The sequence below is a fragment of the Brachyspira sp. G79 genome, assembly GCF_002379365.1.
Lineage (GTDB): Bacteria > Spirochaetota > Brachyspiria > Brachyspirales > Brachyspiraceae > Brachyspira.
The window spans coordinates 1095481-1109688 of record NZ_JQIU01000008.1; the positions used below are offsets into that span (position 1 = coordinate 1095481).

Consider the following 14208-nt stretch of genomic DNA (forward strand, 5'->3'; position numbering starts at 1 on the left):
AAGCATCTTTAGTTTCTTTATCTATTTCAAATACAAACATAGAGGTATCCATCAAATTTTTATCTATATTATTTAATTCCTCTGATATTTTGTCTATATTATTTAAAGTTCTCAAATTAAGATGAAGTTTATTATTTAATATACTTTCTTTCTTTATGGAATCAAGAGCATTTTTGGCAAATGAAGAAAATATTGATATAGATCTGAAAGAAGATGATATTATTATAGCAAGACCTATTCTATCAAAATCAAGCCCATTTAAAGTTCTATCTACATATAAATATCTTACTACTAAAATTAATGATATTGTATTAGCTATAATCATAGGAACATTTACTTTATAATTATAATTCATTATCATATCTGATAAAGCAGATATAAACATTACAAAAAATATGAATAAAATAATATAAGATCTTAATAAGAAAAACAGACCTCTAGGTCTTAAGAAATATGATACACTTGAAGAATCATAATAATTAATATTAACTAACAAAAATCTGCTTGGATATACTATCGTAAAAACTATTAATACAACAGATAAAACTATACCTATTACAAATACCGCATTATTCAAATTTGATAAAGTTTTATTTCCAGATATAAAACTCTTTGTATTTATAGGCATAAGCATTACAGCAATCAGTATCAGTACATTATTTATAGTATACATATTTAAAGCAGCCGTTTTATTAATGCCGTACAGCTCAAAAAATATTATAATCAGAGATATAATATTATAAATAAGTATAAATGTAAGTGTAACAGAAATAGTAATATATATAGCCTTTTTTCGTTTTGATAGAAAGCAAAAGATACAACATAATAAATACTGACATTAAAGAAATACCAATAATAGGTACTAACAATTTGAGTATCGTTATATTATATCCTAATATTAAATTTGATAATATATTCATATCTATTCCTTTTACATTACTTTAGAATATTCATCAACTTTATCTTCTAAATCATTAGTATATTCTAAGAATCTTTTCATCTCATCATTAAGTTTGCTCGTAACAGATTCTAAATCATTAGAAGTAGCCAATAATTTATTCATATCTCTCATAAGATTTTTTACTTCATTATTTTCTATATATGCTTTTTCAGATATATCCATTATATAATCATTAATCTCTTCTATTTTGCCTTTTATATTAAGAAAATCATTCTCCTCATTAACTATAATATTAGTCATGTTTGATATAGAACTATACATCTTATCAGTATTTTTTATTATATTCATATTGTAATCATTTTGTTTTTCCATATTTTTATTAAACTTATTAAGTCTATCATAATGATTTTTCATTTCTTCTATAAGTAAAGATACATTATTTGTAATATTATTGCTTGAATAATTAAACTTTTTAAATATATCCTCTATTTGAAACAATAGTTTTTGCATATTATTTGTGGCATCAGAAGTTTCAGATACCAATTCTGTTACCTCTTTAGATACTACAGAAAAGTTATTATACCATTCTCCTGCCTTTGAAGCCTGTATACTTGAGTTTATGGCAAGAGTTTTAGTTTTATCAGACATATTAGTCATAAAAGAAATAATTCTATTAATTTGGAAACTTAATTGATTAAAAGATTCTGATTTGCTAAACTCTCTAATAAAATTATTTTTTTCTTCCTCCAACTTTTTTTGGAAATCTTCAAATAAACTTACTATATCTCTGCTTTCTGACTGAAGCTTATATATTTTTTCTACAGATTCCTGCAGTTTTAAATTTGATTCTTCAAGTGCCTTTTTCTGCAATTCTACAGACATTTGCAAATTAGGGTAAGTTTCTACCAATTCATTAATTTTATCTACATTTATTTTCCCGTCATTAATTTGGAAATTTTCTATTGTTATAAACTCATTAGTATATTCTATTACTTTATTTATATCATTCTTTAAATTATTTATTGTAGAATATGTATTTTCTACTCTGCTTACCAAATTATTAACAGAATCAGCAAAATTATCTTTTAGTTCTGACAATTTTTCAGAAGTATTTATTGCTGTATTAATAATAATAGAATCCTGAGCTTTTATGCTTTCTAAATCATAAGACTGAGTAGTTTTTTTATGTATCGCTGAAATGAATCTGCTTACAGAAAAATATATCATTATGATATTAAATATAGCATATACTAATGTAATTCTTGAAAAAGTTAAACTTGGGAAAAATAAGAAATTACTTGAATATTGACTATATATTGAAACACCATTAAAATCATCAAAAAATGCTAAAGATATTAGTGATATCAATACAAGTAAATGTATATTTTTCTTAACTTTTTTATTTACTGTCATTTCATATATAAAAGAACATATAATAACAAAACAATATATTGTAAATACAAAATCCCTGAAAACATACACAGGACCCAATTCTCCTCTGCTTTTTATACTGCGTCTCATAGTCTCATTTAAAGTAGTTATAGGATCACTAGAAGATATAAAAGCCTGAGGATATAATAATGCTATGGCTGATAACAATATAAATATAAACACAATTGCCACATAAAGCTTATCCAATACAAAATGGAATCTATCACTTAATTCAAGCTGAGTCCTTATATATGAAAGCCAAGGAATAATGGTAAGAGATAATGCCAATTGCTCAAATTTATATAAATTTAATGCTAATGGGTGATTAGGGCTATATAATGATATTATTATATTTAATGCCTCCAAAGCAGAAAATATAAAACATAAAAAACCTAAAGACAATATAATAGCCTGTGTTTCTTCATATAATTGAAAATATATATAAGCATATAATATTATACCTACAATAGATATAATAGTTGCTATAACTGGAATTCCTAATTCTAATGTTATAAGAGAAAAATTGTAATTCATAAATCCTCTACAATTAAATCAATTTACAATATATTATAAGTTAATTTTAAGATATTAAAAGTATGAAAAAAATAAAATTAACTAAAAAATAAAATATCGTTTATATAATCGGAATTAGTTTATTAAGTATTTACTTTGTATGATGCAATTTTTAATACTATATACTGTATGTTTTTATCATCAATTTTGAAATACCAGTAAAAATTTGCTATTCAGTAAGTTTTCTAACCCATCTTTCTCTCTTAAGCATTATCACCCCTATTGTAATTTTAGCAAAATCGGTTAATTTTGCTATACCAAACATAGCAACAGGACCTACAGAAGTAAATTTAGCTAGTACCAAAGCCAAAGGAGCAAACATAAACAAAGATACTGGTACATCCACAGCAAAACCAAACACTGTATCACCTCCAGCCCTAGAAACTGCAAACTGAGAATTAATATAAGTCCATACTGGCATATAACATGCTATTAATATTACTAAATTTCTAGTAATCATTTGAGCATCAGCAGTAAGTTTTGAAAATATTACAGGTATAAGTAAAGTTGATGACATCTGCACAAGCCCTACAATCAAACCAGCTATAATAGCACCATTCATAATCCATCTTGCCTTATTTCTTGCATCCTCAAGCTCTCCTCTTCCGAGTGTACCTCCTACTACAACCATAGTAGAAACAAATACACCTTGAAAAACAAGATAAAATATATTGGCTATTGTAAAACCAGAAGCCATACCCGCTACAGTTTCAGCCCCTCCCCTGCTGTTATAAAGTGCTGTCATAAACATCTCGCTTAATCCCCAGCTTATCTCACTTAAAAATATCAAGCTAGATTTTTTAAGCATAGAATAAAATACATTTAATTTTACTTTTAAAATTTCTCTAGTTCTCACATAAAACTTCTCTTTATGGAGTTTTATATAAGCTATGAATAGTATCATCTCTATTATTCTTGCTATAAGTGTAGCAATAGCAGCCCCTCTCTCTTCTAGTCTTGGAGCTCCAAAATTACCGTATATTAATATATAATTTCCAAGAGTATTGCATAATGTAGCTATAACAGATATTATAAGCGGTATATGCGGTTTTCCTATTTCTCTGTATGAAGAGCCTATAGCACCCGATATAGATATTGGTATAAATGTAAAAGCTATTATAGTCATATATTTTGTGCTTGATACAAGTATAGCTTCCTGAGAAGTATTTCCTCTAGTCATCAAACGCATAAATATTTCAGGGTTAATAAGCATTAATACCATATAGATAATAGAAATAACAAGCGGAAGTATAACTTTAAATCTAAAAGCCTGCTGCATACCTTCTTTATTATCAGCTCCGTTATTCTGAGCCATATATATACCGCCTGCTCCATAACAGGTATTAAGTATAACAAGATATATAAAGTTTAATTGATTAGATACATTTACAGCAGCCATTTTTATATCTCCAAGTTCTGCCACCATAAAATTATCTATTAATGATACCATACCCATTATAAGCTGCTGAAGCATTACTGGTACTGCAATGGATATGCATAATTTATAAAAGTCAAAATTCCCGAAAAGTGTTTTCTTTTTATTAATAGAATCCATAATATAATCTCTAAAAAACATTAGTCTAGTAAATAAAAACGTGAAGTAATATATAACTAATTATATATTTGTCAATATGATTTATTCATTTTTTGATGAAATTATATTATAAAATTATTTTTTAATTAAAATATTTACTAATAAAATATTTCTCAAAACTTTCAAAAGTAGAAATTTTTATATCTTTGAAATAACGGTTTTTATAATCTGTTGTCAATCTTGCACAATCCTCATTCATATTAACCCTACTTCTATTTTCTTTATTTTCTGAAATATTGTTTTCCTGATCTTCATTTGCTATTAAATAATAATATATATTTAAATCCAAAATGGAATTGAATTTAATACTTTCATCTATCATTTTATTAATTATTTTATGTATTGTTATTAAACTTTCTATACCTTTTAATTTTATTTCATTTTTTAATTTTTGCTTAAAGTCTTTACTGCTTGCTGAATTTATTAATAAAGATATATTTTTAAATTCTATTAAATATATTATATTATCCTGTATATGTATCATGTCAGCTGATTTTGGTCTGTTATTCTTTTTTATATTAAGAGTTATTTTATCAAAATCAAAAACTTCTATATCTGAAATTATTTTACTTATATTTCTATAAGTATCTTTGCATACTTCAGATATTTTATCTTTACAATTATTAAAATCTGTATTTAGTATGTAATTTAGTTGATTTGTGATAGTTATTATTTGTTCTGATGTCATTTTTTAGTTTCGTTCCATAATGTATCTTCATCTAATTTTCTGTAAGCATCAGCCAAAGTCTTGTATATGCTTTCTATATCATCATTAACATTTTTTATTACAGCATAACCATCATCTTGTTTTTCGCTTAAATAAAAGTTCGTTTTATCAGCAATTTTTTCTGACTTTTCAGAATACTTTTGTATAGCCTCTATAAAATAAGGACTATGAGAATTGATTAAAATTTGTATATCTAATTCTTCAGCCATTTTAACCATAAGTTTAGCATATTCAATCTGCCATTTTGGGTGTAAATGCACTTCAGGCTCATCAAGTATCAAAATATGCTTATCATTAAAAACACCAGATTTAAGAAGCAAATCTATTATAGCAAAAGATTTTATACCAACTGCTGTATTTGAAAGTTCTATATAGTTATTATTTCTTTTAAATAATAATTTACTATTTAATTTATTATATTCTACAACTCCTCCAACGATTGAGTTTATATAATTTGAAATAGTATTATTTTTATTTATTGTTTTATTATATGTTAACTTAATGAATAAATTATCGATACGATTTAAAAGTGCGGAATTAATAAATCTTGATTTACGGCGTTTTATTTCAAGTTCATCAACTACACTACCAAAATAATGCTCATATCTATCAAAAACATCTTTAAAATAAAAAATAAACGGACTTTCTATATATGTAATATCTTTCTGCTCAATATTACCAATTCCAACACTTTCATCAATTTTATTATTTTCTATATTAATATCTATAATTTTATTATTGTCATCATCAAGTATTGATATATTTGATTTTTCTGTATTAAAAGAGTGAATTGAATCAATAAATTCTAACTCTATTTGATTTTTTATACCAGAATATTTTATTTTATAATCAGGTATATTATTATTTAATAACGTTTCTAATTTATTAATATATTCTTCTAAATAATCATATAATTCGTATTCTTTTAATTTATCACAAAATATTTTAAAATTATTCCTATCTTTAATATCTTCATCAAAAAAATTTCTAATATAATTACTTATAAAATCATTAATATTATCATAATTATTTTGTTCTTTTTTATATATAGTATATATTTTAGAATTTTTGTCTTTTAATTTTATTAGAACAGCATTTTCTAAATTATTATTTATCATTATTGAATTAATAATTATATCAGTTCTATTATCTAAATCATGATATTTATGTGCATTATTCAAGCCAGCAACTACAGCATATAAAGCCTTTCCTACTGTACTTTTTCCAGTATCATTTTCTCCTGCTATCAAAGTAAGTCCGTCCAATATGATATCAGCCCCTTTTATCATTCCTATATTTCTTAATTGAAGTTCCATGCTAATTCCAAATTATATATTAAATTATTTTGTAAAACCTTTAGTCTTTTCAAAGAGTTCTATATATTTTTTTATACCGTCAGCAGTAGCTTTTACCATTTTTAGCCTTGTCTCTTTAGTATTCATAAGTTTAGCGTCTTCTGGATTGGTAATAAAACCTAACTCTATTAAAGTAGAAGGCATAATAGCACCTTTTAATACATAAAATAAAGCATTCTGTACTGGTTTAGTTCTTCTTGCTACTCCAGATACTTTAAGCACTTCATCTGTAATTGATTCAGCTAATAATCGGCTTTCTTTTTGATACTGTTCTATAAGCATATAATTATGCGTTATCTGCGAGGAATCATTTTCGTATCTTGAAGTATCTATATTATCAAACTTCACCAAAGCATTATTTTCAAACATAGATACTGCCCTAGCATATTCGCTAGATTCCTGAGCACTTACAAAATAAGCCTCAAAACCTCTGGCACTTGTACTAAATGATGCATTGGCATGCACACTTACAAATAATGCATTTTTGGATTTATCAGTATTTATTTTGGCAGCCTCATTTGCTATTTTAAAACGCTCTTCAAGTGTAGGATATATGTCATTAGTACGTGTTAAAACTATTTTTACATCAGGCAGCAACTCTTCTAATTCTTCTTTTAATTCTAATGAAAAAGAAAGAACTATATTTTTTTCATATAATTTATTTACTCCAATGGCTCCTGGGTCCTTTCCGCCATGTCCTGGGTCTATTATGATGGTAGATATAGTTTTTTCATTAAACTTATTTACAGCAGGATTAAAAGCATTTTTTAAATCTTCAGGCTTTATATTTAAATTGTTTAATTTTATTTTATCATTATTCTGACTGTATAAAAAGCATGTATTAAATAGAATTAATACCAAAATAAAAATTAATGTTATTCTTCGTCTTCTTTTATCTCCTCTGAATAACCGCATTCTTCCTTGATACAAACTTTAAACAATCCTTTGTTTTTAATATTCTTCTCAACCATAAGTCCTCCGCATTTAGGACAAGGCTCTTGAAGAGGTTTATCCCAGCTTACAAAATCGCATTTAGGATAATTGGAACAGCCGTAGAATTCTCTTCCTCTCTTTGAACGTTTTAAAGTTATATCACCTCCGCATTTAGGACAAACACCGAATGATATACCTTTAGTATTTTTGCATTCAGGAAATCCAGAACAAGCAATAAAATACCCATATCTTCCCAAACGCTTAATCATCTTCTTACCGCATTTCTCACATACAAAGTCTGTTTCTTCATTGAAAAAGTCTTTCATATTGTTAATATTTTCAGTAGCTGTTTTCAATGTATCCAAAAAATGAGGATAGAATTCTTTTAATATATTATTCCATTCTATATTATCGTCTTCTATTTTATCAAGTTTACTTTCCATGTCAGCTGTAAAATTGATATTAACAAGCTCTGGGAAGTTTTCGCTTATAAGTTCATTAACCAATTTACCTAATTCTGTAGGTACTAATTGCTTACCCTTTCTCTGTACATAATGCCTTGATATAATAGTTTTGATAGTAGGAGCATAAGTAGAAGGTCTTCCTATGCCTGATTCTTCCAGTATTTTAACAAGCGAAGCATCTGTATATCTAGGAGGAGGTGTTGTAAAATGCTGCTGCGGATTATTTTCTACAAAATCACATACATCATCTTTTGACAAATTAGGCATTTTTGAAGCTTTTTCTTTATCTTCTTTATCTATTGTAAGAACTTTCATAAATCCGTCAAACTCTATTTTTGATGAGGATAATGAAAACTCACAGTCGCCTGCTGTTATAATTGCTCTTGTATTTTTCATTTTGGCTGGAAGCATTTGAGAAGATACAAATCTCTCCCATATAAGTTTGTAGAGTTTATATTGATCTGTTTTTAAATATTCTTTAATGCTGTCTGGAGTTAAAAATACATTAGTAGGTCTTATAGCTTCGTGTGCATCCTGAGCATTCTTTTTTACAGAATATGTAGGAGGCTCTGGAGGCAAATAATTATTTCCATACTCTTTTCCTATAAACTCTCTTGCCTGTTCCTGTGCTACTGGAGATATTCTTACACTATCAGTACGCATATAAGTTATTAAACCTGTTGCCTCTCCTGCTATATCCACTCCTTCATAAAGTGACTGAGCTACCTGCATAGTTTTTGAAGCACTGTATCCTAATGCACTGCTTGCTGCCTGCTGAAGTTTACTTGTAGTATATGGAGCTGTTGGGTTTCGTAGCCTGTCTTTTACCTCTATGCTTGAAACAGTATATGTTTTATCTTTAAGGTGTTCCATTATATCTTCAACATCTTGTTTTGTTTTTAAATCTGGTTTTTCACCTTTATATTTTTGAAGGTCTGCTAAAAACTCTTTATTTTTATGCTTTAAAAATACTCCAAATGTCCAGTATTCCACTGGTACAAAAGTTTCAATTTCATCTTCTCTGTTGCATATGATAAGGAGAGCAACATTCTGAACACGTCCAGCTGAAAGTCCTCTTTTTATCTTATCCCAAAGCAAAGGGCTAAGATTATAACCAATAAGTCTGTCTAATACTCTTCTTGCCTTTTGGGCATTTACCTTTGAAATATCTATGTCTCTAGGCTGGTCAATAGCCTCTTTTAATGCATCCTTAGTTATCTCATGAAAAACTATTCTTTTTATAGGTACAGCAGAATTAACACCTCTTATTTTATTTCCTATATGCCAAGCAATACTCTCTCCCTCTCTATCATCGTCGGCTGCTAGTAAAACTTCTTCTGCCTTTTTAGCTTCTTTTTTTAAATCATTTAATATTTTTGCTCTTCCTCTTATTGTAATATATTCTGGTTCAAAACCATGATCAACATCTATAGCAAGTCTGCTTCTAGGCAAATCTATTAAATGCCCCATTGATGACATTACAAGATAATCAGAGCCTAAGTATCTGTTAATAGTTTTAGCTTTTGCAGGAGACTCTACGATAACAAGTTTTTTCTTTTTAGCCTCTTTTTTATCCTTAGATTTTCTGCTTGCTGTTTTTTTTACTTTTGCTTCTGTTGTATCAGACATAGTTAAATCTCCTTTAATATCCTAAAAAAGTTATATATAATTAATTAATTTCTATTTTCTATAGTATAAAATTTTCCAGATAACTGCTTTATAACACCTTTAATCTCAAGCTGCATTAAAATAGCTGCTGCTGTATGCACTTTTATATTGCTCTCTTCTACTATATCATCTATATGTATTTTATCAGATTTTTTTATTATATTATAAAGTGAAGTTTCATCATCATTCAAACTGCTGATAAGTTCATTATTTTTTCCTTTAACTTTCTTATCATGTTTTTTATTAATTTCTAAAGTTTGTTCTTTATGCTCTTTATGTTTTTTATTCTCTTTTTTATCTTTATTTTCATCTTTAGACTTACCACTTATATCTCCGCCTTCAAAGTATTTTAATTTCATTTTCACATAATCATCATCATTTGAAAATATAGAATCAAAATCCTCTAATATATCCTGTACACCATAAGCTATTTTAGCACCGTCTTTATATAGTTTATGATTACCGAAATAAGCATTATTTTTCTCATCATAAGGAGCTATATAAACATCTCTTCCCTGATTAAGAGCATAATCAACTGTTATCAAAGCCCCAGACTTGCTTGCAGCTTCAACCATAACAACAGCATATGAAAGACCTGATATTATTCTGTTTCTTCTAGGGAAATTCATTCTATCTGGTTTTCTTCCTATTTCAAATTCGCTTACTATTATTCCTTTTTCTATTAATTTATTATATATCTTTAAGTTTTCAGAAGGATAAACTGTATCTATTCCATTACCCAAAACAGCAGCAGTATTAACAAGTGATGATATAGCCCCAAGATGTGCCTCTCTGTCCACACCTTTAGCCATTCCAGATACTACAGTAATATTTAAAGAAGATAATTTACTAGCAAGTTCAAAAGAATATTTACGGCTTTCATTAGTAGGCTCTCTTGTTCCTACCATTGCCACTGCATTTCTTCTTAACTTTTTTAAATCTCCTTTATAATAAAGTATATAAGGAGGATTATCTATTTGTTTTAAGTTAAAAGGATATTCTTCATCAAATAAACTTAATATACCTATACCGTAATCTTTTGATTTATTTACTATTTCATTTGCTTTGTCTAATATTTCATTTTTATTGAACATTCCTATTTGAGATTTGAATCTCTTTTCCAGCAAGTTCTTTATATTTTCTTCTTTATCTTCAAATATATTTTCTACAGATTCATAATGATTAATAAGCTCAGATATTCTTTTATCCCCAACTTTATCAATTTGATTTAAGGCAATCAAATATGTTTTTATATCATTATTATCTTTACTCAATTTTGCTGTCCTATTATTTGATTAATATTATTTAATGCAGTTTGTTTTATATTATTTTCAGATGCAATATTTGATATTTTCCTATATGCTGCTACTGCTTCATTATAATTACCTCTGCTGTATTGTATTCTAGCTAATATAAATAAATAGTCTACGTTATTAGGATTTATCTCAACTGCTTTTTTTATATTTTCAAATGCTGCTTCATAATCATTTTGCTGCAAGCCTTTCAAAGATGCCAAAGCAGCATAGTAGTTTGCATTATTAGGGTCTTTACTAATAGCAAAATTAATATTATTTTCAGCTCTTTGTAAAAAATTTGTCTTTTTATCTTCAGTATCTGCACTATCTGCCAAATTAGCATAAGATATACCAAGACCGTATCTTAAATAAGGACTGTTAGGAAGTATTTTTAATGCTTCAGAAAAATATTTTGCGGAATAGCCGTACTGCTCCTTTACTAGACTTCTCTCCGCTAATGTTCGGTATACCGCTGCAAGTCTGTCTTGAGCATATATTTTTTGATTAATAATATCATTATACGTAGAAGTTATATCAAGCAAGGCTTTATCATCATCAGCATTTTTTCCTTTTTCATACAGAGAATATGCTTTATTTAATTTAAACCTGTTTTGAAAAACCTGAGTATTGCATGATATCATTAATACAAAACAAATTATTAATAATAAAAAATATTTTAAAGTTTTTTTCATTAATTCTTTTCCTTATAATTATAATATATACATTATAATAGAAAAAAGTAAAGAAAATTATTAATATAATAGAATATAATTGATAAAAATATGTAAAGATAATATACAAAAATACTGTATTTATATATTATTCACCTTATATTAAGAGTTATTTAAACTTTTATTAAATTTAAAACACTGCAAATATATAAAAATTATAAATTATGCTTTTTTATATAAAAAGACATATCTATTTCAAGAATATAATACCAGTATTTATTTTACTTTCATCTATATTAAAAGTCTTTTGAAACATATATTTATAGCTTTCTAATTGAGGCTTATAAAAGTTTATATTCTCTTCACTGAACTTGGATACTTTATAGTCTAAAATAAAATACTCTCCATTTTTATTTTTAGTTATAATATCAATCTTTCCAGTAGTCCTATATTCTCCGTCATAATCCTGAAATGTATGCTCTCTTGATATTATCTCTTCATCGCCTTTTAATATATTACTTATATGTTCATTTTCAAACAATCTTTTAAATGCCGTATCTAAACTATCAGATAGCTGTTTTTGATTATATTGAATATTGCTTTTTAATACAAATGTTTTTACTTTTTCTAAATATAAATCTTTCTCTTTAATATATTTATTATAATCAAAATGTTCAAGTGTTTTATGTATTATAATACCCAAATCTTTAAATGATATAAATGATACATTTTCATCATCATAATCTTCCTCATCATTATTTATATAATTCTCAAGCTCTAATATTTTCCTGTCAAGAAGACCTGATATATCAAAATAACTATAATGATTATCATACTTGTTTCTCAAAGAAGGCATAATATTTGATATAGTCTTTGCTTTTAATTCATTTTTATTTTCTCTTATACTTTCCATTTTTTGAAACATATCTTCTATATCAGCTTCTGTATTATTAGCTGTATTTTGAGGCTCAAAAGCAATTCCATATAAGTATGAATTAATAAATTTATTCTCCAAACTATTTTCCATTACAAAATCATCATTTTCTTCGCTTTTTATATCCGTATGATGTTTTTTAGCGTCATAAGAAATATAATTATTAATATAAGACATGTAGCTCTTTCCTTTTGAGTACTCTCCTGAAAGTATTAAATTGTTAGAAGCACGTGTTAAAGCTACATAAAAAAGTCTTCTTTTTTCTGACTCTTCACTTTCAGCATTATAACTTTTATCAAAGAATGAAAAATCTAATGTATAATATTTATTTTTTTCATATACTGGAAGTCTTATAAAAGGATAATCTTCTATAAAATCAAAATCTTTATATTTAGGAGACATATAATGCCCCATTCCAGCTAAAAATACATTTTCAAATTCCAATCCCTTAGATTTATGTATAGTCATAATCTTTACAGCATCCACTGATAGTTTAGGTATTGAAGAATAGGCTTCATTTCCTCCAGCATTTTGCAAATTTAATACAAAATCATAAACATTATTACCCGTCTGATTTTCAAACTCATCAGCTATTTTTTTTAATTTTTCTATATTGGCATATGAAAGCTCGGCATCTTCCATAGTCATTAAATAATTATAAAAGTTTGTATCAATACATATAGTCTCTATTATATCCGAAGCATTTAGCATAGATACTTTGCTCTCTATGGAGTTTAAAAGCTCTTTTGCATCTTTTAACTGAGAATAATAACTTTTTGAAGAAGCTATTTCTAATATTTTTTTATAATTATCTTCATTATCTATATGTTTTGGAAAATAATCATTAATATCAAGTCCGTTTATAAATAAGCTGAATAAAAAGTCTGATAAATTGCTTATATCTATATCAAATAATTCGCTTCTAAGAAGTGAAGGCAATTTGGCATGATCTCTAAGTATTAAATATTCCAAAAATGTTTTTATTAAAACAATCTCTTCTCTTTCATAAAAACCATTTCCGCCGTCAATATAATAAGGTATTTGAAAATCGGATAATGCCTTTAAGTATACATTTAATCTATTAAATGTCTGAAGAAGTATTACAACATTTTTATAGTTATTATCATAATATTTTTTTATGTATTTTGCTATTGAATAGGATTCTAATTCTGTTCTTTTTTCTATATTTAAATCTATATTTTCGCTTTCTATATTTCTGTTTAGTATAAGAAGGGACACTGATTTATCTTTGGATTCTTTATTATATTGAAGATTATCTTCTTCTATATAATCTATATCATCACCTTTAAATACTACGTTTTCAAAAAAGTCATTAAAAAACTCTATTAACATAGAATTGCTTCTATAATTATTTTTTTAGATATTTCACATAGTTATTAAAATTATTTTTAGCCTCAATAAATGCCCTAAAATTAGCATTTCTAAATCTGTATATAGACTGCTTTTTATCCCCCACTATCATTAATTTTTTTTGATTTTTATCATTAGGAGTTATATCTTTTTTTCCAAATACTATCAAATTTATAAAAGAAAATTGAAGATAGCTTGTATCCTGTGCTTCATCTAGTATCAAAGTAGAAATATTATCTCTTATTCTATCTGATATATTCTTATCTTCTAGTGCCTCTATAGCTTTATACA

Annotated in this window: 10 protein-coding genes and 1 pseudogene; all 11 read right to left on the reverse strand. The window is 26.4% G+C overall.

The window, feature by feature from the left end:
* Positions 1–673: pseudogene (locus tag KQ44_RS06235) on the reverse strand (chemotaxis protein); the annotation flags it as partial.
* A gap of 258 nt (positions 674–931) precedes the next feature.
* On the reverse strand, positions 932–2866 hold the full coding sequence (locus KQ44_RS06240) for a methyl-accepting chemotaxis protein (RefSeq protein ID WP_096736694.1): 1935 nt from the start codon (positions 2864–2866) through the stop codon (positions 932–934).
* 208 nt (positions 2867–3074) lie between these two features.
* The gene (locus KQ44_RS06245; protein WP_096736695.1) at positions 3075–4460 is read right to left on the reverse strand and encodes an MATE family efflux transporter; all 1386 of its coding nucleotides are present in this window, start codon (positions 4458–4460) and stop codon (positions 3075–3077) included.
* 121 nt (positions 4461–4581) lie between these two features.
* A complete protein-coding gene (locus KQ44_RS06250) occupies positions 4582–5187 on the reverse strand; it encodes a hypothetical protein (RefSeq protein WP_096736696.1) in 606 nt (201 codons plus the stop codon).
* Positions 5184–6542: an AAA family ATPase gene (locus tag KQ44_RS06255; RefSeq protein ID WP_096736697.1), complete on the reverse strand. Its 1359-nt coding sequence runs from the start codon at positions 6540–6542 to the stop codon at positions 5184–5186. The genes KQ44_RS06250 and KQ44_RS06255 overlap by 4 nt, the downstream gene beginning before the upstream one ends.
* A gap of 24 nt (positions 6543–6566) precedes the next feature.
* Complete coding sequence (locus KQ44_RS06260; RefSeq protein ID WP_096736698.1) at positions 6567–7511, reverse strand: N-acetylmuramoyl-L-alanine amidase; 945 nt, start codon at positions 7509–7511, stop codon at positions 6567–6569.
* The gene (topA, locus tag KQ44_RS06265) at positions 7457–9607 is read right to left on the reverse strand and encodes a type I DNA topoisomerase (RefSeq protein ID WP_096736699.1); all 2151 of its coding nucleotides are present in this window, start codon (positions 9605–9607) and stop codon (positions 7457–7459) included. The genes KQ44_RS06260 and topA overlap by 55 nt, the downstream gene beginning before the upstream one ends.
* A gap of 44 nt (positions 9608–9651) precedes the next feature.
* Positions 9652–10920, reverse strand: coding sequence for a DNA-processing protein DprA (gene dprA, locus KQ44_RS06270; RefSeq protein WP_096736700.1), 1269 nt, complete (start codon positions 10918–10920; stop codon positions 9652–9654).
* Complete coding sequence (locus tag KQ44_RS06275; protein WP_096736701.1) at positions 10917–11633, reverse strand: tetratricopeptide repeat protein; 717 nt, start codon at positions 11631–11633, stop codon at positions 10917–10919. Before KQ44_RS06275 ends, dprA begins: the two co-directional genes overlap by 4 nt.
* A gap of 229 nt (positions 11634–11862) precedes the next feature.
* Positions 11863–13899 (reverse strand): 3'-5' exonuclease, encoded by a 2037-nt coding sequence (locus KQ44_RS06280; RefSeq protein WP_240516514.1) that lies wholly within the window; start codon positions 13897–13899, stop codon positions 11863–11865.
* 16 nt (positions 13900–13915) lie between these two features.
* A partial coding sequence (locus KQ44_RS14900) for a UvrD-helicase domain-containing protein (RefSeq protein ID WP_240516515.1) occupies positions 13916–14208 on the reverse strand: 293 nt, incomplete at its 5' end.